This window comes from Streptomyces sp. NPDC048258, assembly GCF_043201995.1.
Taxonomy (GTDB): Bacteria; Actinomycetota; Actinomycetes; order Streptomycetales; family Streptomycetaceae; genus Streptomyces.
Window position 1 is genome coordinate 72,249 of the sequence record NZ_JBICZH010000006.1, and the last position, 23,412, is coordinate 95,660.

Here is a 23,412-nt window from a genome sequence, read left to right on the forward strand (position 1 = left end):
TTGTGTCCGGCCCTGCCGCCCACAACGGGCGCCGCCGAGCACAACCCACCCCCGCCGAACACAACCGCGCCGAGCACAACCCACCCCCGCCGAACCCAGCCTGGCCGGGCACAACCCAGCCGCGCCGAACCCAGCCTGGCCGGGCACAACGCAGCCTCGCCGGGCACAACCCAGCCCCGCCGGCGTTTGAGGCGCGGGGTGCGGGGCGGAGCCCCGGTCTTTCAGCCCCGCCGGCGTTTGAGGCGCGGGGCACGGGGCGGAGCCCCGGTCTTTCAGCCCCGCCGGCGTTTGAGGCGCGGGGCACGGGGCGGAGCCCCGGATCCCTGAGCCCCGCCGGGCACAACGCCGCCGCATACTCTGGGGCATGAGCTACGACGCGATCGTCCTGGCCGGCGGCGAAGCGCAGCGCCTCGGCGGGGCGGACAAGCCCGCGCTGAGCGTAGGCGGCCGCCCCCTCCTCGACCGCGTCCTGGACGCCTGCCCCGACGCCCGGACCACCGTCGTGGTCGGCGGCCGCCGGGCCACCGCCCGCCCGGTGCGCTGGACCCGCGAGGACCCGCCCGGCGGCGGCCCGGTGGCCGCGCTGGACGCCGGACTGCGGCAGACCACCGCCGGGCTGGTCCTCGTACTCTCGGCGGACCTGCCGTTCCTGGACCGGGAGACCGTACGGTCCCTGCTGACCGCGCCCGGCGGGCGCGAGGGCGCGCTGCTGCGCGATCCGACCGGCCGGGACCAGCCGCTGATCGCCGTCTACCGGGCGGAACCGCTCCGCCGCGAGCTGGCCCTCCTCGCCACAGAGCACGGCAACCTCATCGGGCTCCCGCTGCGCGCCCTCACCGCCGCACTGGACCTCGCCCGCGTCGCGGCGCAGCCGCTCGCCTCCTTCGACTGCGACACCTGGGAGGATCTCGCCGTCGCCCGCGCCAGGATCAGGGAGCATGGAACCGTGCTGGACCAATGGATCACCGCCGTCAAGAACGAGCTGGGCCTCGACCTCCCCGTCGACACCAAGACCCTGCTCGACCTCGCCCGCGACGCCGCGCACGGCGTCGCCCGGCCCGCCGCACCGCTGACCACCTTCCTGGTCGGCTACGCGGCGGCGCGGGCCGAGGCCTCCGGGGCGGACCCCGCCCAGGCCGTCGCCGAAGCCTCCCGCAAGGCGGCCGACCTGGCGCTGCGCTGGGCCGCCGAGGCGGAGACCGACACCACGTCTCAAGAGAACGGCTCCGGATGACCCCCACCGACGCCGAACACGCCCTGGACCAGGCCCTGGCCCTGGTCAGCCGCACCCCCGAGCCCGGCGGCGGGGGCGGCGGCGGGAGCGGCGGCCACCGCGCCACCGCCTGGCCGCGGGCCCGGGACGTCGCCGTCCACGCCGGCAGCGGGGTGCGGGCCCGCACCCACCAGGCCACCCTCGCGGACGCCCTCGGCGAGGTACTGGCCGAGCCCCTGGACGCCCTGACCGACCTACCTTCCTTCGACACCTCCGCCATGGACGGCTGGGCCGTCGCCGGTCCCGGCCCGTGGACCGTCCGCGCCGGCGACGGGGTGCTGGCCGGGTCCGAGCGGCCCGAGCCCCTCGCGGACGGCGAGGCCGTACGCATCGCCACCGGCGCCCGGATCCCCGCCGACACCACCGCCGTCATCCGCAGCGAGCACTGCCGCGAGAGCGGCACGCAGCTCTTCGCCGACCGGCCCGTGCACACCGGGCAGGACATCCGCCCGCGCGGCCAGGAGTGCCGCGCAGGCGACCTGCTGCTGCCCGCCGGGTCCCTGGTCACCCCCGCCGTGCTGGGCCTCGCGGCGGCCGCCGGGTACGACGAGCTGACCACCCGGCCCCGCCCCCGCGTGGAGATCCTGGTGCTCGGCGACGAGCTCCTCACCGAGGGCCGCCCGCACGACGGGCTCATCCGCGACGCGCTGAGCCCCATGCTCGGTCCCTGGCTCACCCGCCTCGGCGCCGAGGTCATCGGCACGCGGCGGCTCGGCGACGACCCCGCCGGGGCCGAAGCCCTGCTCAAGGCCGTCACCACCTCCGCCGCCGACGTCGTCGTCACCACCGGCGGCACCGCCTCCGGGCCCGTCGACCACGTCCACCCCGTCCTGCGCCGGGCCGGCGCCGAACTTCTGGTCGACGGCGTGGCGGTACGCCCCGGCCACCCGATGCTGCTGGCCCGCGTCGGCGACCGGGCCGAGGAAGGGGCCGACGAACGGGCCGAGGAACGGGCCGACGAACGGGCCGACGAACGGGCCGAGGGCCGGAACACGGCCCGGTACCTGGTCGGGCTGCCCGGGAACCCCCTCGCCGCCGTCTCCGGGCTGCTGACCCTCGTCGATCCGCTGCTGCGCGCCCTGGCCGGCCGCCGCCGGCGCCCCCGCTACACGGCCACGGTCGACGGCGACGTACCGGGCCACCCGTACGACACCCGGCTGGTCCCGGTCCTGCTGAGCGGCGAGCACGCGGTGCCGCTGCGCTACAACGGTCCCGCGATGCTGCGGGGCGTGGCGGCCGCCGACGCGCTGGCCGTCGTACCGCCACACGGCGCCCGGTCCGGGCAGGAGCTGGAGATCCTGGATCTGCCGTGGGCATCCGGAGGATGTTTCACGTGAAACTCGACGGCTCCGACGCCATGGCCCGTGGCGCCGACGAGAAACTCGTCTCCCGGCGCATCAAACTGCCCAAGCGCATCGTCGAGAAGCCGCTGCGACAGGTCACCCGGCGCCTGCTGATGGCCCTGTTCGTGCTGTTCCTCACGGTCCTGATCGTGTGGCTCGACCGCGAGGGCTACCACGACAACGCCAACGGCCGGGTCGACCTGCTCGACTGCGTCTACTACGCGACGGTGACGCTCTCGACGACCGGCTACGGCGACATCGTCCCGTACAGCGACAGTGCCCGGCTGACGAACATCCTTTTGATCACGCCGCTCCGCGTGCTGTTCCTGATCATCCTGGTCGGGACCACCCTGGAGGTCCTGACGGAACGGACCCGTGAAGAGTGGCGGCTGAACCGCTGGAGGAAGAACTTGCGCGAGCACACGGTGGTCGTCGGCTTCGGCACCAAGGGCCGCTCGGCCCTGCAGACGCTGCTGGCCACCGGCCTCTCCAAAGAGCAGGTCGTCGTCGTCGACCCCAGCACCAAGGTGATCGACACGGCCAACGCGGAGGGCTTCACGGGCGTGGTGGGCGACGCCACCCGCTCCGATGTCCTGCTCCGCGCCGAGTTGCAGAAGGCCCGGCAGATCATCATCGCCACCCAGCGGGACGACACGGCGGTGCTGGTCACGCTGACGGCGCGGCAGCTCAACCGGGGCGCGAAGATCGTCGCGGCGGTGCGCGAGGAGGAGAACGCGCCGCTGCTGCGCCAGTCCGGCGCGGACGCCGTCATCACGAGCGCGAGCGCGGCGGGCCGCCTGCTGGGCCTCTCCGTCCTCAGCCCCAGCGCGGGCACCGTGATGGAGGACCTGATCCAGCAGGGCACCGGCCTCGACCTCATCGAACGGCCCGTCAACCGGGGCGAGGTGGGCAAGTCGGTACGGGAGACGGACGACCTGGTGGTGAGCGTCCTGCGCGGGCACCGGTTGCTCGCGTACGACGACCCGCACGCGAGCCCGCTCCAGCTGACGGACCGTCTCATCGTCATCGTCCGGGCGGCGCGGCCGACTTCGCCGCCGGTGATACTGGGTCCCGCCGAGTAGGCGCGAGTTGGCGTAGCCTCCGGGCCATGCATGCGATCACCATCGAGCAGCCCGGCGGCCCCGAGGCCCTCGTCTGGACCGACGTACCCGATCCGGTGGCGGGCGAGGGCGAGGTCCTCGTCGAGGTCGCGGCGAGCGCCGTGAACCGCGCCGACGTCCTCCAGCGCCAGGGGTTCTACGATCCCCCGCCCGGCGCCTCCCGGTACCCGGGCCTGGAGTGCTCCGGACGGATCTCCGCGGTCGGACCGGGGGTGTCCGGCTGGTCGGTGGGCGACGAGGTGTGCGCCCTGCTGGCCGGCGGCGGATACGCGCAGAAGGTGGCCGTTCCGGCCGGCCAGCTGCTGCCCGTCCCGAAGGGCGTGGACCTGGTCACGGCGGCCGCGCTGCCCGAAGTCGTCACGACCGTGTGGTCCAACGTGTTCATGGTGGCCGGGCTGCGCCCCGGCGAGACCCTGCTGGTGCACGGCGGGTCCAGCGGCATCGGGACGATGGCGGTCCAGCTGGCGAAGGCGGTCGGCGCGACGGTGGCGGTGACGGCCGGGGGCCCGGAGAAGCTGGCGCGCTGCAAGGAGCTGGGCGCCGACATCCTGATCGACTACCGAGAGCAGGACTTCGTGGCCGAGCTGCGGGCGGCGACGGGCGGAGCCGGGGCGGACGTGATCCTGGACATCATGGGGGCGAAGTACCTCTCCCGGAACGTCGACGCCCTCGCCGTGAACGGCCGGCTGGCCGTCATCGGGCTCCAGGGCGGAGTGAAGGCCGAACTGAACCTCGCCGCGCTGCTGGCCAAGCGGGCGGCGATCACCGCCACCTCGCTGCGGGCCCGCCCGCTGGAGGAGAAGGCGGCCATCGTCGCGGCCGTGCGCGAGCACGTGTGGCCGCTGGTGTCGGCGGGGCGGGTGCGGCCGGTGGTGCATGCGACGTTCCCCCTGGAGGAGGCCGCCGAGGCGCACCGGGTCATGGAGTCGAGCAGCCACGTGGGCAAGCTGCTGCTCGTCGCGCCTGCGGCTGCGGCTACGGCCTGAGCGCGGCGGCGACCAGCCCCTGCAGGGCGTCCCTGCTGACCGGCGCCCCGGTCAGCAGGGAGTCCAGGATCAGCCCGTCCACACAGGCCAGCAGCGTCAGGGTGCGGGCGTCCGGGTCGGGGGCGCCGTGGGCCGCCACGAAGGCCCGTACGGCGTCCCGGCCGGCGTTGTCGCGCGGGACGAGGATCTCGCGCAGCTCCGGATCGCGGACGCTCTCCACCGCGCAGGTGTAGCGGGCGAGGGAGCGGCGCCGCCCCTCCCCCGTCAGCCGGGCCCGGGCCAGGGCGGCGAAGCCGTCGACGAGCTCGGGCGCGGAGCGCGGTGGCGGAGCGGCTTCTCCGGCGGCCTGCAGCTCGGCCTGGTCCCGGGCCACGAGGCGGCGTACGAGCGCGCACGCGGTACTGGCGTCCCCGCCCGGGATCCGCCACCGGGACCCGCTCGCCTTCCTGAAGCACCGCTTCGGCGACTGGCACCGGCCCGTCCCCGCGCTCCTGGCGGCGACCCGGCCGAAGGACGTCCTGCACCACGACATCCACGAGCTGGTCGCGCCGCTGCCGTCGTACGCGGTGGGCCGGACCGCACTGCTCGCGCGGCGCACGCCATGACGCCGAACCTCGGGCAGGGCGCCTGCCAGGCGCTGGAGGACGCGGTGGTGCTGGCCGCCGAACTGGCCGCCGGGCCGTCCGTCGAGGCCGCGCTGGCCCGGTACGACGCCGTGCGCCGGCCCCGCGCCGAAGCCGTGGCCCGCGCGGCCCGCCGAGCCGGCCGCCTCGGCCACCGCCTCACCCATCCGCTGGCGGTGGCCGCGCGCGACACCGCCCTCCGCCTGGCCCCGTCGGGCGCCACCGTCCGCGCGACCCTCCGCCACGCGGCCTGGCACCCCCCGGTGCTGCCGCCGTCCTAGCCCACGGCCCGCCCTCCTGGGGCTCCGCCCCGGATCTTCAGCCTCGCCGGCGTTTGAGGCGCTGGGGGTCCCCCCGGACGGAGTCTGGGGGAGGGTTCGGGGGCGGAGCCCCCGCAACGGCGCCGCAGGGGTGGGGTCTGGGGGCGGAGCCCCCGGTTTCGGGAAGGGGCGGGGTGGGGGCAGGCTCCGCGCAGCGGCCCCCGCCCGGCCCGCGCCCGAGCTACAGGCTGCGCAGCAGGACCGCCGGGGACTCCACGCAGTCCGCGACGTAGCGGAGGAAGCCCCCCGCCGTACCCCCGTCGCAGACCCGGTGGTCGAACGTCAGCGACAGCTGTACGACCTGACGGACCGCCAGCTCCCCACCGTGCACCCACGGCTTCGGCATGATCCGCCCCACCCCGAGCATCGCCGCCTCCGGGTGGTTGATGATCGGCGTGGAGCCGTCGACCCCGAACACCCCGTAGTTGTTCAGGGTGAAGGTCCCGCCCGTCAGATCGGCCGGCGCCAGCTTCCCGGCCCGCGCCAGCTCCGTCAGCCGGGCGAACTCCGCCGACAGGGACTCCGGGTTCCGCGTGTGCGCATCGCGCACCACGGGCACCATCAGCCCCCGTTCCGTCTGGGCCGCGAAGCCCAGGTGCACGGCCGGCAGCCGGACGATCTCCTTCGCTTCCAGGTCCACGGTGGAGTTGAGCTCCGGGTACCGGGCCAGCGCGGCCGTGCAGATCCGGGCCAGCAGCGCGAGCACCGAGATCTTGGGGCCGCCCACCGCGTTCATCGCGGCCCGCGCCGCCATCAGTTCGGTGGCGTCCGCGTCGACCCAGCAGGTGGCGTCCGGAATCTCGCGCCGGCTGCGCGACAGCTTCTCGGCGACAGCCCCGCGCACCCCCTTGAGCGGAATCCGTTCACCCACGGTCGCGGCGACGGTCGCCGCCACGGCCGAAGCCGCCGGGACCGCGACCGGCTCCGGCGCGCGCAGCGCCGCCTCGACGTCCGCCCGCAGGATCAGGCCCTCCGGCCCCGACCCGCGCAGGGCACGCAGATCGACCCCGTTGTCCTTGGCCAGCTTGCGCACCAGTGGCGAGATCACCGGCACAGGCCCCGCCGGAACGGCCGGAGCCGCCGCGACGGGAACGGGAGCCGGGGCAGGAGCCGCGGCCGGGGCCGCGACGGGCGCCGACACCGCTGCGGTGACGGGTCGCACCCGTCGCCGTCGCGCCGGGCGCGAGTGGTCCGTGCCGTAACCGATCAGGGGCCGGGGCACGCTGCCGGAGCCTTCGGCTTCAGCCCCCGGGGCCTCCGGGGCCTCCGGCATCGCCTCCGCACCTACCGCCACGGTGATCAGCGGGGCCCCGACCGGAAGCTCCTGCCCCTCCTCCCCGAAGCGGGCGGTGACCACACCGCCGTACGGGCAGGGCACTTCCACCATCGCCTTGGCCGTCTCGACCTCGACGACCGGCTGGTCGATGGCGACGACATCGCCCACCGCCACCAGCCAGCGCACGATCTCGGCCTCGGTCAGGCCTTCACCGAGGTCGGGCAGCTTGAACTCCATGACCTGCGGCATCAGTTCTCCCACTGGAGGCGGGCGACGGTGTCCAGGATCCGGTCCACACCCGGCAGGTGGTGCTTCTCCAGCATCGGCGGCGGGTACGGGATGTCGAAGCCCGTCACCCGCAGCACCGGCGCCTCCAGGTGGTGGAAGCAGCGCTCCGTCACCCGGGCGGCGATCTCCGCGCCCGGTCCGCCGAAGCCGTTCGCCTCGTGGACGACCACCGCGCGCCCGGTCCGGCGTACGGACTCCACGACCGTGTCCTCGTCGAAGGGGACCAGCGAGCGCAGGTCCACGACCTCCAGGTCCCAGCCCTCCTCGCGCGCCGCCTCGGCGGCCTCCAGGCACACCGGCAGCGAGGGTCCGTACGTGATCAGCGTCGCGCTCGTGCCCGTACGCCGGACCAGCGCCTTGCCGATCCCCGGCACCGCGGCCGGTGCCTGCGGCGACCAGTCGGCCTTCGACCAGTAGAGCCGCTTCGGCTCCAGGAAGACCACCGGGTCGTCGCTCGCGATCGACGCGCGCAGCAGCCCGTACGCGTCCTCGACGGTCGCCGGCGTCACCACGTGCAGTCCGGGGGTGGCCAGGTAGTACGCCTCGGAGGAGTCGCAGTGGTGCTCCACCCCGCCGATCCCGCCGCCGTACGGCACCCGGATGGTGATCGGCAGCGGCATCGCGCCCCGCGTACGGTTGCGCATCTTCGCCACGTGCGAGATCAGCTGCTCGAAGGCCGGGTACGCGAACGCGTCGAACTGCATCTCCACGACCGGCCGCAGCCCGTACATGGCCATGCCGACCGCCGCGCCCAGGATTCCCGCCTCCGCGAGCGGGGTGTCCGTACAGCGGTCCTCGCCGAACTCCTTCGCGAGGCCGTCCGTGATCCGGAAGACCCCGCCGAGCGTCCCGACGTCCTCGCCCATGACGTGGACCGTCGGGTCCTCGGCCATCGCGTCGCGCATCGCGCGGGTCAGGGCCTGGGCCATCGTCGCGGGCTTGACCCCGGACTTCGCCGTCTTCGCCGCCACCGTGGTCATGCGTCTCCCTCCGCGTCGAGCTCGGCGCGCAGCATGGCCGCCTGCTCGCGCAGCCTGCCGGTCTGCTCCGCGTACACGTGCGCGAAGAGGTCCATCGGGTCCAGCACCGGGTCCGCGTTCATCCCCTCGCGGAGCGCCGCGGCCATCGTCTCGGCCGCGTCGCGCGCCTCCTGGACGCCCGCCTCGTCGAGGATCCCGCGCGCGGTCAGCTCGCGCTCCAGGAGCTCGACCGGGTCGTGCGCCTTCCAGGCCTCGACCTCGGCGTCACCGCGGTAGCGGGTGGCGTCGTCGGCGTTCGTGTGGGCCTCCATCCGGTACGTGACGGCCTCGATCAGGGTCGGACCGCCTCCGGCCCGGGCCCGCCGGACGGCCTCGGTCAGCACCTCGTGCATCGCCGCGATGTCGTTGCCGTCGACCAGCCGGCCGGGCATCCCGTACCCCACGGCCTTGTGGGCCAGCGTCGGGGCGGCGGTCTGCTTGGCCAGCGGGACGGATATCGCGAAGCCGTTGTTCTGCACGAGGAAGACCACCGGTGCCTGCCAGACGGCGGCGAAGTTCAGTGCCTCGTGGAAATCGCCCTCGCTGGTGCCGCCGTCGCCGACCATGGCGAGGGCGACGACGTCGTCGCCGCGCAGCCGGGCGGCGTGTGCCAGGCCCACCGCGTGCGGCAGCTGGGTGGCGAGCGGGGTGGAGAGCGGGGCTATCCGGTGCTCACGGGGGTCGTAGCCGGTGTGCCAGTCGCCCCGCAGCAGCGTCAGCGCCTGTACGGGGTCCAGCCCGCGCGCGACGGCCGCCAGGGTGTCGCGGTAGCTCGGGAAGAGCCAGTCCCGGTCCTCCAGGACCAGTGCCGCCGCGATCTCGCAGGCCTCCTGGCCCACGGTGGACGGGTAGACGGCGAGCCGCCCCTGCTTGGTCAGCGCGGTGGCCTGCGCGTTGTACCGGCGGCCGCGCACCAGCTCCGCGTAGCAGCGGCGCATCAGCGCGGGGTCGAGCCGGTCTGCCGCCGGTGTGCCCAGCACCCGGTAGGGCTCCGGGTCCGGCAGCAGCGGCGCGGCGTCCGTACGGGGCCTCCAGGCGGGCGGCGGGGTGGGACGGTGGGACGCACCGGCACCGGGCAGCTCTTGGACCGTCATGGCGGCGTACACCTCCTCGTGGGAAGCGGGCATGGAGGGCTCGGGTGTGAGGCGCCTCACCTACCGATTGTTCGGTTGTCCGCGCAATTTGGCTACAGGCGGACCCAGGCTGTGGACAAACTGGCGCCGGGGCCCTGGGATGGATGCAGGACGTCCAGGAGAGGGAGGCATCGGGCAATGCCGGATGAACAAATGGCCGGAGCGGGTTCCGCACCGGTCCCGCCAGGGGGCACCTCTGGAGTCCCACCGGTACCACCCCGCCCCCTGGACCCGATCGACCGGTCGATCATGCGGCTGCTCCAGGCGGACGGCCGCGCGTCCATACGCTCGGTGGCGGAGCAGGTGCACGTCTCGCGCGCGAACGCCTACGCCCGGATCAACCGGCTCATCGACGACGGGGTGATCCGCGGGTTCACGGCCCGCGTCGACCACGAGCGCGCGGGCCAGGGCGCCTCCGCGTACATCACCCTGAAGATCGTCCAGAACTCCTGGCGCACGGTCCGCGAACAGCTCCGCGAACTCCCGGGCGCCGCGCACATCGCCCTGGTCAGCGGAGACTTCGACGTGCTGCTGCTGGTCCACACCCCGGACAACCGCACCCTGCGCGAACTGGTCCTGACCCGCCTCCAGGCCATCCCGGAGGTCCTCTCCACACGCACCCTGCTGGTCTTCGAGGAAACGGATCTCCTGGCTCCGGGCCTGGGGCAGGGGCAGGGGCCGGTAGGTCCGGCGATCTCGGAGGAGTAGCCGGCCGTTCGGCCGTTCGGGCGGCCTGCCACCCGGCCGACTAGTCGCGGACGGTCCGCAGCCCGTCGAAGGCCATGTGGACGACCGCGTCCGCGACCTGGTCGTGGCCCGTGCCCGGGTGCGGGCGGTACCACTCGACCAGGGAATTCACCATGCCGAAGAGCAGGCGGGTGGCGAGGCGGATGTCCACGTCCGCGCGGAGGTCGCCGTCGGCGGCGGCGGCCTTGAGGAGGTCGGCGACCTGGTGGTCGAACTCGCGGCGGCGTTCCAGCGCCCAGCGCTCGGTCCGCGTGTTGCCGCGTACCCGCAGCAGCAGCGTCACGTACGGCAGTTCACCGACGAGCACCTCCACCGTGCGGCGCGTGACGTACTCGACGCGCTCGACCGCCCGGCCGCGTACCGCACCGGGCTCCTCCAGGATCGCGAAGAGCCCGTCGAGGGCGCGGCTCACGGCGCGCCGGAGCAGCTCCTCCTTGCCCGTGACGTGGTGGTAGATCGAGGACTTCGAGATGCCCGCGGCCTTGGAGAGGTGCTCCATCGAGGTGCCGTCGTAGCCGCGCTCGTTGAAGACCTGGACGGCGACCGACAGAAGCGTCTCGGGGGTGTAGGTGTCCCGCTTCACCGTCGTCATTCGGTCTCCCCCGTCTCGTCTTCTTCCCCTGCGGCGTAGCCCAGCTTGAACAGGGCCAGCGAGGGCGCGTACCGCCCGCCGGGACAGCGCTCGTCGAGGTGGTGCAGCAGGTCGTAGGCCCAGTCCCGGCCGAGCCGGTCGTGCCATTCGGCCGGTCCGAGCGGGTAGTTGACGCCGAGCTTCATCGCCGTGTCGATGTCCTCGGCGGTGGCGACGCCGCGCGCGACCGCGTCGGCCGTGAGGTCGATCAGCATCGCCACGGTCCGGGCGACGATCATGCCGGGGACGTCGCCGATGACGGAGACCTTCTTGCCCAGCTTCTGGAACAGGCCGACGGCCTCGGCGAGGGTCCGCTCGCTCGTGTCCTCGCTGGCGGAGAGCGCGATCCGGGTGGCGCCCCGGTAGTCGAGCGCGAGGTCGAAGTAGACGACGTCCGCGAACTCGACGGAGGTCTTGCCGTCCGCGAGGACCAGCTGGCCCTCGCCGGGCAGCTGGATGTACGGGCCCCCGTGCTCGGTGGCGTCGACCGCGATCCCGGCCTCCTCCAGGAGGTCGGCCAGCTCCGCCGCCGGCCCGAGGTCGCCGACCACCGTGACCTTGTCCGGGGCGTCCTCGGGTGCGGCGGTGTGCGGCTCGGGCACGGTGGCGTCCGGGCCGTACGGGAACCAGCCGTGCCCCGACTTGCGGCCGAGGCGGCCCGACTGGACCAGCCGGCGCTGCGCGAGGGACGGGGTGAACTTGGGGCTGCGGAAGAGGGACTCCCACACCGAGCGGGTCACGGCCTCGTTGACGTCCTGGCCGATCAGGTCGGTCAGCTGGAACGGGCCCATCTTGAAGCCGCCGCTCTCGCGGAGCACGGCGTCGATGGTGGCCGGGTCGGCGCCCTGCTCCTCGTACACCGAGAAGGCCTCGGCATAGAAGGGGCGCGCGATCCGGTTGACGATGAAGCCGGGGGTGTCGGCGCAGCGGACCGGCGTCTTCCCCCAGCCGAGGACCGTGCCGTACGCGCGCTCGGCGGCCGCCGGATCGGTCGCGAAACCGCTGACCACCTCGACGAGGGGGAGCAGCGGGGCCGGGTTGAAGAAGTGCAGGCCGAGGAAGCGGCCGGGGTGCGCGAGACCGGCGGCGAGCTCGGTGACGGAGAGGGAGGAGGTGTTGGTGGCCAGCAGCGCGTCCGGCGAAACCACCTCTTCGAGTGCGGCGAAGAGCGTCTGCTTGACGGTGACGTTCTCGACCACCGCCTCGATGACGAGGGCGGCCCCGGCGAGGTCCGCGAGGGCGCCCGCCGAACCGATTCGGCCGATCGCGTCCTCGGCCTCGGCCCGGTCCAGACGGCCCTTGGCGGCCATCCGCTCGACGCGGTCCTGCACGAAGCCGACACCGTCGGCGGCGAGGGCCGCGTCGATGTCGTAGATCAGCACGCGGTGACCTGCGAGAAGGGCGACCTGGGCGATGCCCTGGCCCATGGTGCCCGCGCCGACGACCGCCACAGTGCGGGACCGCTCGATTGCTGTCATGTCCTGATCCTCCCGCACCGACTTATCCACAGGTCTGCCGGGCCCTCTTGTCCCGACCGATCGTTCGGTTACTCTAACTCCAGTCTGCTCTCCTTCGCCCGGCTCAACGAGGAGTTGGTCCCTGATGGCCGCCGAGCTCACCGTCCCCCAGCTGTCCGCCAAGCACCGGCCCACCCTGGACCAGGCCTTGTCGGCGATCCGCAGCCGTGCCTACTGGTCCCCGCATCCCGAGCACCCCAAGGCGTACGGGGAGACCGCCCCGGCCGACGGCCTCGCCGCCTTCGAAGCCCTCCGCGGCACCCGGCTGGACCTGGGCCAGCCCGGCACGGACGGCTGGACCGGCGCCGAGGTGTCCCCGTACGGCCCGACGCTGGGCGTCGAGTACCCGCACGCCGACCCGGACGTGCTGCTGCCCGCGATGAAGGCCGGCATGGCCGCCTGGCGGGACGCGGGCCCCGAGGCGCGCGCCGTGGTCTGTATCGAGATCCTGTCGCGCATCTCCGCCCGCACGCACGAGTTCGCGCACGCGGTCATGCACACCAGCGGCCAGGCCTTCATGATGGCGTTCCAGGCGGGCGGCCCGCACGCACAGGACCGCGGCCTGGAGGCGGTGGCCTACGCGTACGAGGAGCAGACGCGTGTCCCCGGGCAGGCCGACTGGTCGAAGCCGCAGGGCAAGCGTGATCCGCTGGAGCTCGGCAAGACGTTCACCGCGGTCCCGCGCGGCATCTCCCTGATGATCGGCTGCAACACCTTCCCCACCTGGAACGGCTACCCGGGCCTGTTCGCCTCCCTGGCCACCGGCAACGCGGTGCTGGTGAAGCCGCACCCGCGCGCCGTCCTCCCGCTGGCGCTCACGGTCCAGGTGGCCCGTGAGGTCCTCGCCGAGGCGGGCTTCGACCCGAACCTGATCGCGCTGGCCGTCGAGCGCCCGGGTGAGGGCATCGCCAAGACCCTCGCGCTCCGCCCCGAGGTCAAGCTGATCGACTACACCGGGTCCACGGAGTTCGGCGACTGGCTGGAGGCCAACGCCCGCCAGGCGCAGGTCTACACGGAGAAGGCCGGCGTCAACACGGTGGTCGTGGACTCCACCGACGACTACAAGGGGATGCTCTCCAACCTGGCGTTCTCCCTGTCCCTGTACAGCGGCCAGATGTGCACCACCCCGCAGAACCTGCTGATCCCGCGCGACGGCATCGCCACGGACGCCGGGCACAAGACCTACGACGAAGTCGTCGCCGACCTCGCGGCCTCGGTCGGCGGCCTGCTGGGCGACGACGCCCGGGCCAACGCGCTGCTGGGCGCGCTGGTCAACCCGGACGTCAAGGCCCGGCTGGAGGCGGCGGCCGGCCTGGGCGAGGTCGCGCTGGCCTCCCGCGAGGTCGTCAACCCGGAGTTCCCGGACGCGGTGGTCCGCACGCCGGTGATGGTGAAGCTGGACGCGTCCAAGCCGGACCCGGACGCGGCGTACCTCTCGGAGTGCTTCGGCCCGGTGTCCTTCGCGGTGGCGGTCGACTCGACCGCCGACGCCCTCGACCTGCTGCGCCGTACGGTCCGTGAGAAGGGCGCGATGACGGTGGGCGCGTACACGACGTCCGCCGACACCGAGCGGGCGATCGAGGAGGTCTGCCTGGAGGAGTCCGCGCAGCTCTCCCTGAACCTCACCGGCGGGGTGTACGTCAACCAGACCGCGGCGTTCTCGGACTTCCACGGCTCGGGCGGCAACCCGGCGGCCAACGCGGCACTGTGCGACGGCGCCTTCGTGTCGAACCGCTTCCGTGTGGTGGAGGTCCGCCGCCAGGCCTAGTCCGTGTCCCTGGGCCCGCCCCAGTGGAACAGCGTCATCGCGACACTGGTGGCGAGGTTGTAGCTGGAGACCTGCGGGCGCATCGGCAGCGCCACCAGATGGTCGGCTCGTTCATGCAGCTCGGGTGAGATGCCGTGCCGCTCCGAGCCGAAGGCGAGCAGGGCGTCGTCCGGGAGGGTGAGGGTGCGGATGTCCTCGCCCTCCGGGTCGAGCGCGTAGAGCGGCCCGGGCGGCAGTTCGTCCAGGTCCAGCCGTTCGACGGTGGTCGCGTAGTGCAGCCCGGCCCCGGCCCGGACCACGTTCGGGTGCCAGGGGTCGAGGTCGCCGCGGGTCACCACGCCGGTGGCGCCGAAGCCCGCGGCGAGCCGGACGACGGCTCCGACGTTGCCGAGGTTGCGGGGGTTGTCGAGGACGACGACGGGTGCGGGGCGCGGTGTCTTCGCCAGTGCGGCCAGCCCTGCGCCCCGGTCGGGCCGTACGGCCAGCGCCGCGACCCCGGTGGGATGCACGCGGGGCAGCAGCCCCTTCAGCGACGCCGCCCGTACCAGCCGGGCCACGTCCGCCTCGACATCCGGAGCCAGCTCGCCGGCGAGCGCCCGTACGCCGTCGGGGTCGTCGGCGACGGCCATGCGCACATCGGCCCCGAACCGCAGGGCGTGCTTCAGCGCGTGGAACCCGTCCAGCAGTACGAGGTCGCCCCGACCGACGGCCTCCCGCCACTGCCGCACGACCTCTTCGGGGCTCTGATCCTCACTCATACCCCGACCCTACGGTCCCACCCCCGCCCGCCCACCCCACCGGCCGCACCGCTGCACGGACCCGGGCGCCGACCGTGCCGACGCCAGGCACATCCAGCCCCGCCGGCGTTTGAGGCGCGGGGCCCGGGGCGGAGCCCCGATCTTTCAGCCCCGCCGGCGTTCGAGGCGCGGGGCACGGGGCGGAGCCCCGGATCCCTGAGCCCCGCCGGCATGTGAGGCGCGGATCCGTGGCGGAGCCCCGGCCTCCCAGCCCCGCCGGCGTTTGAGGCGCGGGGTCCGGGGCAGCGCCCCGGCAACGGCGCCGCAGGTCAGGTCAGGGCGGACCCGGCCGCCACCGGGGCCGACTCCGGTTCCGGGGCCGGCGGAGCCGACGGGCCCGGCACCAGCACGGCGGCCCTGGCGCCCAGCCAGACCAGGAACGCCGTCGGCAGAAAGACCGCGTCGGCGGCGATCATCGCCAAAGAGAAGAACGGCAGCCCCAGCAGCACCGCGATCCCGGCATGCTCCAGCATCATCACACCCAGCAGCACGTTCTTGATCCGCCGGTTGAACAGCGTGAACGGGAACGCGACCTGCACCGCCACCGTCCCGTACGACAGCAGCATCACCACCGTCCCGCTGCTCGCCAGCAGCGCCGACAGCCCCGGCCACGGCGTGAAGTAGTCCAGCCCCAGGGGGTAGTACAGCGCCGTCCCGTCCTGCCACCGCGATCCCTGGATCTTGTACCAGCCCGCCGTGGCGTAGATCAGGCAGACCTCCGCCATGATCACCAGCATCCCGGCGTTGTGCAGCAGGTTGGCCAGCACGTCCAGCGTCGCGCGCCCCTCCCCTTCCGGTTCGTACCGGTCGACCACCCACCACAGCCCGCAGACCACCCACACCGCCGCGAAGGCCGCCAGCCAGCCGTGGCTGAACCGCCCGGTCGCCGTCCCGTACGCGAACACCGCGCCCAGCACCGCCCACAGCACCGGCCCGGCGGCCCCCGCGGAGGCCGACCCCCGCAGCCGGGACCGCCGCGCGTCCAGGGACCACACCTGCGCGCACCGGGTCAGCACCAGGTAGAGGGCCATCAGGTGGATGACGTTGTCCCCGCCGTCGCCCATGAACACGCTGCGGTTCTGCAGGGAGAGCACCCCGATCATGAACACCACGGACGCGGCCCGCGTCCGCCAGCCCAGCAGCAGCCCCACGCTCGACAGCACGGCCACCGCGTAGACGATCTCGAACCACACCGCCGAACCGGACCACATCAGCACCGTGAAGGCCCCGTTGGAGGCGATCAGCCGCTCCGCCAGCTCCCAGCTCCACGGCCCGTCCGGCCCGTACAGCTCGCCGCGGTACGGGAACTCGCGCAGCAGGAAGAAGAGCCAGGTCCCGGCGAAGCCGATGCGGATCACGGCGCTCTGGTACGGGCCCATGGCCTGCCCGGTGACCTTCGCCAGCGCCCGCCCCGCGGAGGACCGGAGTCTCACACCGTCCACCACGGCAGCTCCCGGTAGTAGGTCTGGGTGTCGGTCGTCTCGTCGCTCCACTCGGGCGCGGCCACCGCCGTCGTCGCCGAGCGCAGCTGGACCCGCAGGACCCGCCCGCCCGGGTGCGCCGGGGCGAGCCGGTCCACGGCGATCCGCCGCAGGTACTCCTCGGACAGCGCGCCGCGCTCGCCGTTCGGCTTGTTGTCCTCGTCGTGGGAGCCGGTGAAGAAGTCCCAGGCCCGGCGGAGCTCGTTCTGTTCCGTGTGGCTCGGCAGCAGGCTGTGCCGGATCGCCGCGCCGTCCTCGGCGCTCAGGTTCCGCCAGTCGGTGGTGGTGAGCTCGCCGCCTGCGGTCCGTACCTGCGCGCGCGCCTCCACCGCGATGTTCTGCTGGAGCGGGTTGGGAGCGAAGAGCTTCCAGTTCTGTTCGAACTCGGGGTAGATCCAGCCGTCGACCGTCCGCGCGTGCTGCCGGCTCACCGTGTTCGTCGGGGCGACGTGCAGGAACACCAGTGCGAGATGCGCGCAGGCAGTCACCGCGAGGGCCCCGAGGGCGAGCGCGGCGACCATCCGGTACGGGGTGGACAGACCGGCTATTCCGGGCACCCGCGGGGGTGGAGGAGCGGCCCTTCCGGCGGGCTCGCGCTCGTTCGAATCCATCCCGCCCCGATCGTCCGGCGTCCACAGGGTTGACCACAGAGGTTGACACCCTACGGGCCGTCGTCTCACCATTGAAGAGGATGAACCGAACGATCGGTCGGTCGGGCGGAAACCAGACTCTGACAAGGGGCCGGGATGGTGGCAGTGACCCCGGAGACGGGGCCGGAGACGGCCCTCGGGACAGACGGGACGGATGGGACAGCCATGGCTGCTGACCTGGGCGCACAGCTCGCGGCGGCCTTCGACGCGGCCGTCGCGGCGGAGGAGCGCGTGGAACCGCGCGACTGGATGCCCGAGGAGTACCGCGCCTCCCTCGTCCGCCAGATGGCCCAGCACGCCCACTCCGAGATCATCGGAATGCAGCCCGAGGCCAACTGGATCACCCGCGCGCCCTCGCTGCGCCGCAAGGCGATCCTGATGGCCAAGGTGCAGGACGAGGCCGGCCACGGGCTGTACCTCTACAGCGCCGCCGAGACCCTGGGCACAAGCCGCGACGAGCTGCTCGACAAGCTCCACGCGGGCAAGCAGAAGTACTCCTCGATCTTCAACTACCCCACCCTGACCTGGGCGGACGTCGGCGCCATCGGCTGGCTGGTGGACGGCGCGGCGATCACCAACCAGGTGCCGATCTGTCGCTGCTCCTACGGGCCGTACGCGCGCGCCATGGTCCGGATCTGCAAGGAGGAGTCCTTCCACCAGCGCCAGGGCTTCGAGCTCCTCATGACCCTGTCCAAGGGCACCGAGGCGCAGCACGCGATGGCCCAGGACGCGGTCGACCGCTGGTGGTGGCCCTCGCTGATGATGTTCGGCCCGCCGGACGACGAGTCGGCGCACTCCGCGCAGTCGATGGCCTGGCGGATCAAGCGGCACTCGAACGACGAGCTGCGCCAGCGGTTCGTCGACATAGCCGTCCCGCAGGCCGAGGCCCTCGGCCTGACCCTGCCCGACCCGGACCTGAAGTGGAACGAGGAGCGCGGGCACCACGACTTCGGCGCCATCGACTGGACGGAGTTCTGGAACGTGCTCAAGGGCAACGGACCGTGCAACGAGCAGCGCCTCAGCCAGCGGCGCACGGCCCACGAGGAAGGCGCCTGGGTGCGCGACGCGGCCGCAGCGTATGCGGACAAGCAGGCGGCACAGCACGCCGCACAGAACGAGGAGGCACGGGTATGACGCAGAACTGGCCCCTGTGGGAGGTGTTCGTCCGCTCGCGGCGCGGCCTCTCGCACACGCACGCGGGAAGCCTGCACGCCCCCGACGCGGAGATGGCCCTGCGCAACGCCCGCGACCTCTACACCCGGCGTGGTGAGGGCATCTCGATCTGGGTGGTGCCCTCCACCGAGATCACCGCCTCCTCGCCTGACGAGCGGGACCCGTTCTTCGCCCCGTCCGCCGACAAGCCCTACCGGCACCCCACGTTCTACGACATCCCGGAGGGGGTGAGCCACCTGTGACCGGCACCGACACCACCGCGGACACCACTGCCGCCACCGCGGCGGCCCTCGCCCTCGGCGACGACGCCCTGATCCTCTCCCACCGCCTCGGCGAGTGGGCGGGGCACGCCCCCGTCCTGGAGGAGGAGGTCGCGCTCGCCAACATCGCCCTCGACCTGCTCGGCCAGGCCCGCGTCCTGCTGTCCATGGCGGGCGACGAGGACGAGCTGGCGTTCCTGCGCGAGGAGCGCTCCTTCCGCAACCTCCAGCTGGTGGAGCAGCCCAACGGCGACTTCGCCCACACCATCGCCCGGCAGCTCTACTTCTCCTTCTACCAGCACGAGCTCTACGGGGAGCTGGCGCGCGGCGACGGCCCGATCGCCCCGCTGGCGGCCAAGGCCGTCAAGGAGACCGCGTACCACCGCGACCACGCCGAGCAGTGGACCCTGCGCCTCGGCGACGGCACCGAGGAGAGCCACGCCCGCATACGGGCCGCCCTGGACGCCCTGTGGAAGTACACCGGCGAGATGTTCCAGCCGGTGGAGGGGCTCGACGGCCTGGACTGGGCCGCCCTGGAAACGCGCTGGCTGGCCGCGCTGACCGACGTACTGGAGCGGGCCGGGCTCGCCCTGCCCGAGGGGCAGCGCACCGGAGCCTGGGCGGCCGGCGCCGGGCGCCAGGGCCTGCACACCGAGCCCTTCGGCCGGCTGCTCGCCGAGATGCAGCACCTGCATCGCAGCCACCCGGGGGCGTCATGGTGACCGCCGACGCCGGGACGACCCGCCTGGAGGCGGAGCTCGCCGAGCTGGCCGGCTCCGTCCCGGACCCCGAGCTGCCCGTACTCACCCTCGGCGAGCTCGGCGTGGTGCGCGGGGTGCGGGTGCTCGAGGACGGCCACGCCGAGGTGACCCTCACCCCCACCTACACCGGCTGCCCCGCCATCGAGGCCATGTCCGCCGACATCGAGCGGGTCCTGACCGGCCACGGCATACCCGAGGTGCGGGTGACCACCGTGCTGGCCCCCGCCTGGTCGACCGACGACATCAGCGCCGAGGGCCGGCGCAAGCTCGCCGAGTTCGGCATCGCCCCGCCGCGCCCGCACGCGGCCGGCGGGCCGGTCCCGCTCACCCTGTCGGTCCGCTGCCCGAACTGCGGATCGACCGACACCGAGCTGCTCAGCCGGTTCTCCTCCACCGCATGCAAGGCGCTGCGCCGCTGCACCGCCTGCCGCGAACCGTTCGACCACTTCAAGGAGCTGTAGATGGCCGCACCCCGCCACGGCGCGTTCCACCCGCTGACGGTGGCGGCAGTCGACCGGCTCACCGACGACTCGGTGGCTCTGACCCTCCGGGTCCCGCAGGAACTGCGGGAGGACTACCGGCACGCCCCCGGCCAGCACCTCACCCTGCGGCGCACCGCCGCCGAGGGCGAGGAGATCCGGCGCACCTATTCGATCTGCTCCCCCGCCCCGGGTCCGGACGGCCCCGGCCCGGCGGAGCTGCGGGTCGGGGTGCGGCTGGTGGAGGGCGGAGAGTTCTCCACCTTCGCGCACAAGGAGATCGCCGCCGGCGACGTGCTGGACGTGATGGTCCCGGCCGGACGGTTCGTACTGGACCCGGCCGCCGCCCCCGCCGCGGCGCACTACGCGGCGATCGTGGGCGGCAGCGGGATCACCCCCGTGCTGTCCATCGCCGCGAGCCTGCTGGCCGCCCGCCCCGACGCTCGCTTCTGCCTCGTGCGCAGCGACCGTACGGCGGCGTCGACGATGTTCCTGGAAGAGGCCGCCGACCTCAAGGACCGGTATCCGGACCGGTTCCAGCTGGTCACCGTCCTCTCCCGGGAGGAGCAGGAGGCAGGACTGCCCTCCGGCCGCCTCGACGAGGAGCGGCTGGCCGCCCTGCTGCCCGCGCTCCTGCCGGTGGCGGACGTGACGGGCTGGTTCCTGTGCGGACCGTACGGCCTGGTCCAGGGCGCGGAGCGGGCGCTGGGCGCGCTCGGCGTCGTACGGACCCGGGTGCACGAGGAGATCTTCCACGTCGAGGACATCACGGCGCCGGCCCGCGCCGCGGCCGCGACGGCCCCCTCCCACGGGCGGGTCACCGCACGGCTCGACGGCCGTTCCGGCACCTGGCCAGTCCGGGACGGGGAATCCCTGCTGGACGCGGTGCTCCGCAACCGCGCGGACGCCCCGTACGCCTGCAAGGGCGGGGTGTGCGGCACCTGCCGGGCGTTCCTGGTGACGGGCGAGGTCCGGATGGATCGGAACTTCGCGCTGGAGTCCGAGGAGACGGAGGCCGGGTTCGTGCTGGCCTGCCAGTCGCACCCGGTGACGGAGGAAGTGGAGATCGACTTCGACCGCTGACCGGCTGTTCTCCCCGCCCCCTGTCCAATTTCAGGAACGTGTTCTATCTTGACGCACCGTCAGGACAGGATCGACCGGGTGCGCGCGGGAGGACAGGCAGTGGACTTCACCTTCACCGAGGAGCAGCAGGCGGCCGTCGAGGCGGCCAGGGCCGTGTTCGCGGACGTCGCACCCGACGGCGTGCCCAGCCCCGCGCTCACCCCGGGGGCCGTCGCCGACGACTTCGACCGCCCGCTGTGGGCCAGGCTCGCCGGATCCGACCTGCTGAGCCTGGTCCTCGCCGAGGAGCACGGCGGCGCCGGCCTGGACGCCATCGCCCTGTGCCTGGTGCTGCGCGAGGCCGCCAAGGTGCTGGCCCGGGTGCCGCTGCTGGAACACTGCGCCACCGCCATGGCCGTACAGACCCACGGCAGCCCCGAACTGGCCGCCGCCCTGCTGCCCGGCGCCGGGAACGGAAGCCTCGTACTCACCGCCGCCGCACACGGGCGCTCCGGCCACGACCCGGCCGAACTCGCCGTCACCGCCCGCCGCGAGAGCGACGGCGGCGGCGGCGACTGGATCCTGGACGGCACGCAGACCGCCGTCCCCTGGGCGCACAGCGCCGACTGGATCGCCGTACCCGCCCACACCGGCGAAGGCGAGGCCGTCCTCGCGCTCGTCCCGCGCACCGCCGAGGGCCTCGCCCTCGCCGAGCAGGTCTCCACCAGCGGGGAGCGGCTCGCCGAACTCGCCCTGGACGGCGTACGGGTGGCCCCCACGCACCTCATCGAGGACCCCGGCGCCTGGGACCGGCTCCGCCAGCTCCTCGCCACCGGGACCTGCGCCCTCGCGCTCGGCCTCGGCGAGGGCGTCCTCACCATGACCAGCCGGTACACGAGCAAGCGCGAGCAGTTCGGCTTCCCGGTGGCCACCTTCCAGGCCGTCGCCGTCCAGGCCGCCGACCGCTACATCGACCTGCGCGCCATGGAGGTCACCCTCTGGCAGGCCGCCTGGCGGCTCGATGCGGCGACCGGCGGCGCCGGCGGCCCGCTGCCGGCCTCCGGTGACGTCGCGGTCGCCAAGATCTGGGCCTCGGAGGGCGTACGCCGGGTCGTACAGACCGCCCAGCACCTGCACGGCGGCTTCGGCGCCGACACCGACTACCCGCTGCACCGCTACCACGCGTGGGCCAAGCAGCTGGAGCTCCAGCTCGGCCCGGCCGCCGCGCACGAGGAGGCCCTGGGCGACCTGCTGGCCGCCCATCCCCTCGCCTGACGGCGGCTACAGCACGAAGGCCGGGTTCCCGCCGTCCGTCACCATCGGGCGCCCGGCGCCGTCCCAGGCCTGCATGCCGCCGTCGACGTTCACCGCGTCGATCTCCTGACGCACCAGGTACTGGGTCACCTGCGCGGAGCGGCCGCCGACCCGGCACATCACGTACACCCGGCGGCCGTCCTCGACGGCCTCCGTGAGCTCACCGAAGCGGGCCACGAAGTCGCTCATCGGGATGTGCAGAGCGCCCTCGACATGGCCGGCGGCCCATTCGTCGTCCTCACGGACGTCGAGGACAAACCCTTCGGAGGGCACCGCGGCGGCGTCCACCGAGGGAAGCGGTCCGAAGTTCATACGTCGCCTTCTCTCATCGCAGATGGTGGTTCCAACCTATCCGACACCGGATCAGGCCAAGCCTCACCCAGCGGCAAGCGCAGCCGCCAGCTCCGCCTCCCGCTCGGAAACCTGCGCCAGCAACTGCTCCGCGATCTCCTCCAGCAGCCGGTCGGGATCCTCGGGCGCCATCCTCAGCATCGACCCGATCGCGCTGTCCTCCAGCTCCTTGGCCACCAGCGACAGCAGCTCCTTGCGGCGCGCCAGCCACTCCAGGCGGGCATACAGCTCCCCGCTCCCGCCCTGCGCCGGCTCCTCGGGCGCCGGACCGGCCGCCCACTCCTCGGCCAGCTCGCGCAGCAGCTGCTCCTCGCCCCGCCCGTACGCGGCGTTGACCCGCGCGATGAAGGCGTCGCGGCGCTCCCGCTCCGCGTCGTCCTGGGCGAGGTCCGGGTGGGCCTTGCGGACCAGCTCACGGTAGAGACGGCGTACCTCCTCCGAGGGCCGCACCCGCTCCGGCGGCCGCACGGGCCGGTCGGTGAGCATCGCGGCCGCGTCGTCGGACATCCCGTCCGAGCCCAGCCAGTCGTGGAACAGCTCGTCCACCCCCGGCATCGGCATGACCAGCGAGCGCGCGTCCCGCGCACGCCGCAGGTCCTCGGGATCCCCGGTACGGGCCGCCTTGGCCTCGGCGATCAGCGCGTCCAGTTCGTCGAGCCGCGAGTACATCGGGCCGAGCTTCTGGTGGTGCAGGCGGGAGAAGTTCTCCACCTCGACCCGGAAGGTCTCCACCGCGATCTCGAACTCGATCAGCGCCTGCTCGGCGGCCCGCACGGCCCGCTCCAGGCGCGCCTCGGGACGCTCCTCGCCCGCATCGCCGGATTCGCCAGGGCCTGTCTGCTCCGTCTGCTCGCTCACCCGGCCAGCCTACGGCCCGTCCGTGCGGGCGATGTTTCACGTGAAACACCGCCCTCCGCGAGGAGCCCCGCGAAAGGCACCTGAGAAGCCCCGTGAGACCTGCCTAGTGCTGTGGCCGGAAAGGTTTGCCGGGGCGCGGCTCCCCCAGCTACCGCTGGGAGGTGCCCCCAGGTGCGGTGCA

At 73.5% G+C, this 23,412-nt stretch carries 24 protein-coding genes; 13 read left to right on the forward strand and 11 right to left on the reverse strand.

The window, feature by feature from the left end:
• The first annotated feature begins 364 nt into the window (after positions 1-364).
• The 4 genes from ACGFYQ_RS16075 to ACGFYQ_RS16090 are packed head-to-tail and all read left to right on the forward strand — an operon-like array spanning position 365 to position 4,723.
• Positions 365-1,234, forward strand: coding sequence for an NTP transferase domain-containing protein (locus tag ACGFYQ_RS16075; protein WP_393744208.1), 870 nt, complete (start codon positions 365-367; stop codon positions 1,232-1,234).
• The gene (locus ACGFYQ_RS16080; protein ID WP_393744210.1) at positions 1,231-2,610 is read left to right on the forward strand and encodes a molybdopterin molybdotransferase MoeA; all 1,380 of its coding nucleotides are present in this window, start codon (positions 1,231-1,233) and stop codon (positions 2,608-2,610) included. The genes ACGFYQ_RS16075 and ACGFYQ_RS16080 overlap by 4 nt, the downstream gene beginning before the upstream one ends.
• The gene (locus ACGFYQ_RS16085) at positions 2,598-3,698 is read left to right on the forward strand and encodes a potassium channel family protein (protein ID WP_393744213.1); all 1,101 of its coding nucleotides are present in this window, start codon (positions 2,598-2,600) and stop codon (positions 3,696-3,698) included. The genes ACGFYQ_RS16080 and ACGFYQ_RS16085 overlap by 13 nt, the downstream gene beginning before the upstream one ends.
• A 26-nt stretch (positions 3,699-3,724) precedes the next feature.
• Entirely contained in the window at positions 3,725-4,723 is a 999-nt protein-coding gene (locus tag ACGFYQ_RS16090; protein ID WP_393744215.1) for an NAD(P)H-quinone oxidoreductase, read from the forward strand.
• Here ACGFYQ_RS16090 and ACGFYQ_RS16095 read toward each other — a convergent pair.
• On the reverse strand, positions 4,713-5,321 hold the full coding sequence (locus ACGFYQ_RS16095) for a TetR family transcriptional regulator C-terminal domain-containing protein (protein WP_393744217.1): 609 nt from the start codon (positions 5,319-5,321) through the stop codon (positions 4,713-4,715). The genes ACGFYQ_RS16090 and ACGFYQ_RS16095 overlap by 11 nt on opposite strands.
• A gap of 3 nt (positions 5,322-5,324) precedes the next feature.
• On the opposite strand from ACGFYQ_RS16095, the gene ACGFYQ_RS16100 reads away from it, so the two are divergent.
• Positions 5,325-5,627: a hypothetical protein gene (locus ACGFYQ_RS16100; RefSeq protein WP_393744219.1), complete on the forward strand. Its 303-nt coding sequence runs from the start codon at positions 5,325-5,327 to the stop codon at positions 5,625-5,627.
• 220 nt (positions 5,628-5,847) lie between these two features.
• On the opposite strand, the gene ACGFYQ_RS16105 is transcribed toward ACGFYQ_RS16100, so the two are convergent.
• From ACGFYQ_RS16105 to pdhA, 3 genes are read right to left on the reverse strand one after another with little or no spacing between them, the layout of a single operon-like run.
• Positions 5,848-7,191, reverse strand: coding sequence for a dihydrolipoamide acetyltransferase family protein (locus ACGFYQ_RS16105; RefSeq protein WP_393744221.1), 1,344 nt, complete (start codon positions 7,189-7,191; stop codon positions 5,848-5,850).
• Complete coding sequence (locus ACGFYQ_RS16110; protein ID WP_393744223.1) at positions 7,191-8,210, reverse strand: alpha-ketoacid dehydrogenase subunit beta; 1,020 nt, start codon at positions 8,208-8,210, stop codon at positions 7,191-7,193. The genes ACGFYQ_RS16105 and ACGFYQ_RS16110 overlap by 1 nt, the downstream gene beginning before the upstream one ends.
• Complete coding sequence (gene pdhA / locus ACGFYQ_RS16115) at positions 8,207-9,343, reverse strand: pyruvate dehydrogenase (acetyl-transferring) E1 component subunit alpha (RefSeq protein WP_393744691.1); 1,137 nt, start codon at positions 9,341-9,343, stop codon at positions 8,207-8,209. Before pdhA ends, ACGFYQ_RS16110 begins: the two co-directional genes overlap by 4 nt.
• A 177-nt stretch (positions 9,344-9,520) precedes the next feature.
• Between pdhA and ACGFYQ_RS16120 the strand changes: the two genes are divergently transcribed.
• Positions 9,521-10,090: an Lrp/AsnC family transcriptional regulator gene (locus ACGFYQ_RS16120; protein WP_393744225.1), complete on the forward strand. Its 570-nt coding sequence runs from the start codon at positions 9,521-9,523 to the stop codon at positions 10,088-10,090.
• Between the two features lie 40 nt (positions 10,091-10,130).
• Here ACGFYQ_RS16120 and ACGFYQ_RS16125 read toward each other — a convergent pair whose 3' ends face one another.
• Together ACGFYQ_RS16125 and ACGFYQ_RS16130 are read right to left on the reverse strand one after the other, a co-directional pair.
• Positions 10,131-10,721: a TetR/AcrR family transcriptional regulator gene (locus ACGFYQ_RS16125; RefSeq protein ID WP_393744227.1), complete on the reverse strand. Its 591-nt coding sequence runs from the start codon at positions 10,719-10,721 to the stop codon at positions 10,131-10,133.
• Positions 10,718-12,238, reverse strand: a complete 1,521-nt coding sequence (locus ACGFYQ_RS16130; RefSeq protein ID WP_393744229.1) for a 3-hydroxyacyl-CoA dehydrogenase — start codon at positions 12,236-12,238, stop codon at positions 10,718-10,720. Before ACGFYQ_RS16130 ends, ACGFYQ_RS16125 begins: the two co-directional genes overlap by 4 nt.
• A 124-nt stretch (positions 12,239-12,362) precedes the next feature.
• Between ACGFYQ_RS16130 and paaN the strand changes: the two genes are divergently transcribed.
• A complete protein-coding gene (gene paaN / locus ACGFYQ_RS16135; protein WP_393744231.1) occupies positions 12,363-14,045 on the forward strand; it encodes a phenylacetic acid degradation protein PaaN in 1,683 nt (560 codons plus the stop codon).
• Here the strand turns inward: paaN and ACGFYQ_RS16140 are convergent.
• From ACGFYQ_RS16140 to ACGFYQ_RS16150, 3 genes are all read right to left on the reverse strand, one after another.
• A complete protein-coding gene (locus tag ACGFYQ_RS16140) occupies positions 14,042-14,803 on the reverse strand; it encodes a TrmH family RNA methyltransferase (RefSeq protein WP_393744233.1) in 762 nt (253 codons plus the stop codon). The genes paaN and ACGFYQ_RS16140 overlap by 4 nt on opposite strands.
• A gap of 308 nt (positions 14,804-15,111) precedes the next feature.
• Complete coding sequence (locus ACGFYQ_RS16145; RefSeq protein WP_393744693.1) at positions 15,112-16,221, reverse strand: HTTM domain-containing protein; 1,110 nt, start codon at positions 16,219-16,221, stop codon at positions 15,112-15,114.
• A gap of 50 nt (positions 16,222-16,271) precedes the next feature.
• On the reverse strand, positions 16,272-16,880 hold the full coding sequence (locus ACGFYQ_RS16150) for a DUF5819 family protein (protein WP_393744235.1): 609 nt from the start codon (positions 16,878-16,880) through the stop codon (positions 16,272-16,274).
• Positions 16,881-17,069: 189 nt separating this feature from the next.
• On the opposite strand from ACGFYQ_RS16150, the gene paaA reads away from it, so the two are divergent.
• From paaA to ACGFYQ_RS16180, 6 genes are all read left to right on the forward strand, one after another.
• Positions 17,070-18,107 carry a 1,2-phenylacetyl-CoA epoxidase subunit PaaA gene (gene paaA, locus ACGFYQ_RS16155; RefSeq protein WP_393744237.1) on the forward strand — a complete coding sequence of 346 codons (1,038 nt, stop codon included), beginning with the start codon at positions 17,070-17,072 and terminating at the stop codon, positions 18,105-18,107.
• Positions 18,104-18,388, forward strand: coding sequence for a 1,2-phenylacetyl-CoA epoxidase subunit PaaB (gene paaB, locus ACGFYQ_RS16160; RefSeq protein ID WP_030009045.1), 285 nt, complete (start codon positions 18,104-18,106; stop codon positions 18,386-18,388). The genes paaA and paaB overlap by 4 nt, the downstream gene beginning before the upstream one ends.
• Positions 18,385-19,128, forward strand: a complete 744-nt coding sequence (paaC, locus tag ACGFYQ_RS16165) for a 1,2-phenylacetyl-CoA epoxidase subunit PaaC (protein ID WP_393744240.1) — start codon at positions 18,385-18,387, stop codon at positions 19,126-19,128. The genes paaB and paaC overlap by 4 nt, the downstream gene beginning before the upstream one ends.
• Positions 19,122-19,628, forward strand: coding sequence for a 1,2-phenylacetyl-CoA epoxidase subunit PaaD (gene paaD, locus ACGFYQ_RS16170; RefSeq protein ID WP_393744242.1), 507 nt, complete (start codon positions 19,122-19,124; stop codon positions 19,626-19,628). The genes paaC and paaD overlap by 7 nt, the downstream gene beginning before the upstream one ends.
• Positions 19,629-20,729 (forward strand): 2Fe-2S iron-sulfur cluster-binding protein, encoded by a 1,101-nt coding sequence (locus ACGFYQ_RS16175; protein WP_393744244.1) that lies wholly within the window; start codon positions 19,629-19,631, stop codon positions 20,727-20,729.
• 99 nt (positions 20,730-20,828) lie between these two features.
• Complete coding sequence (locus tag ACGFYQ_RS16180; RefSeq protein ID WP_393744695.1) at positions 20,829-21,983, forward strand: acyl-CoA dehydrogenase family protein; 1,155 nt, start codon at positions 20,829-20,831, stop codon at positions 21,981-21,983.
• 6 nt (positions 21,984-21,989) lie between these two features.
• Here ACGFYQ_RS16180 and ACGFYQ_RS16185 read toward each other — a convergent pair whose 3' ends face one another.
• Both ACGFYQ_RS16185 and ACGFYQ_RS16190 read right to left on the reverse strand, forming a co-directional pair.
• Positions 21,990-22,334 carry a rhodanese-like domain-containing protein gene (locus ACGFYQ_RS16185; protein ID WP_393744246.1) on the reverse strand — a complete coding sequence of 115 codons (345 nt, stop codon included), beginning with the start codon at positions 22,332-22,334 and terminating at the stop codon, positions 21,990-21,992.
• Positions 22,335-22,397: 63 nt separating this feature from the next.
• Positions 22,398-23,231, reverse strand: coding sequence for a hypothetical protein (locus ACGFYQ_RS16190; RefSeq protein ID WP_393744248.1), 834 nt, complete (start codon positions 23,229-23,231; stop codon positions 22,398-22,400).
• Between the last annotated feature and the right edge of the window lie 181 nt (positions 23,232-23,412).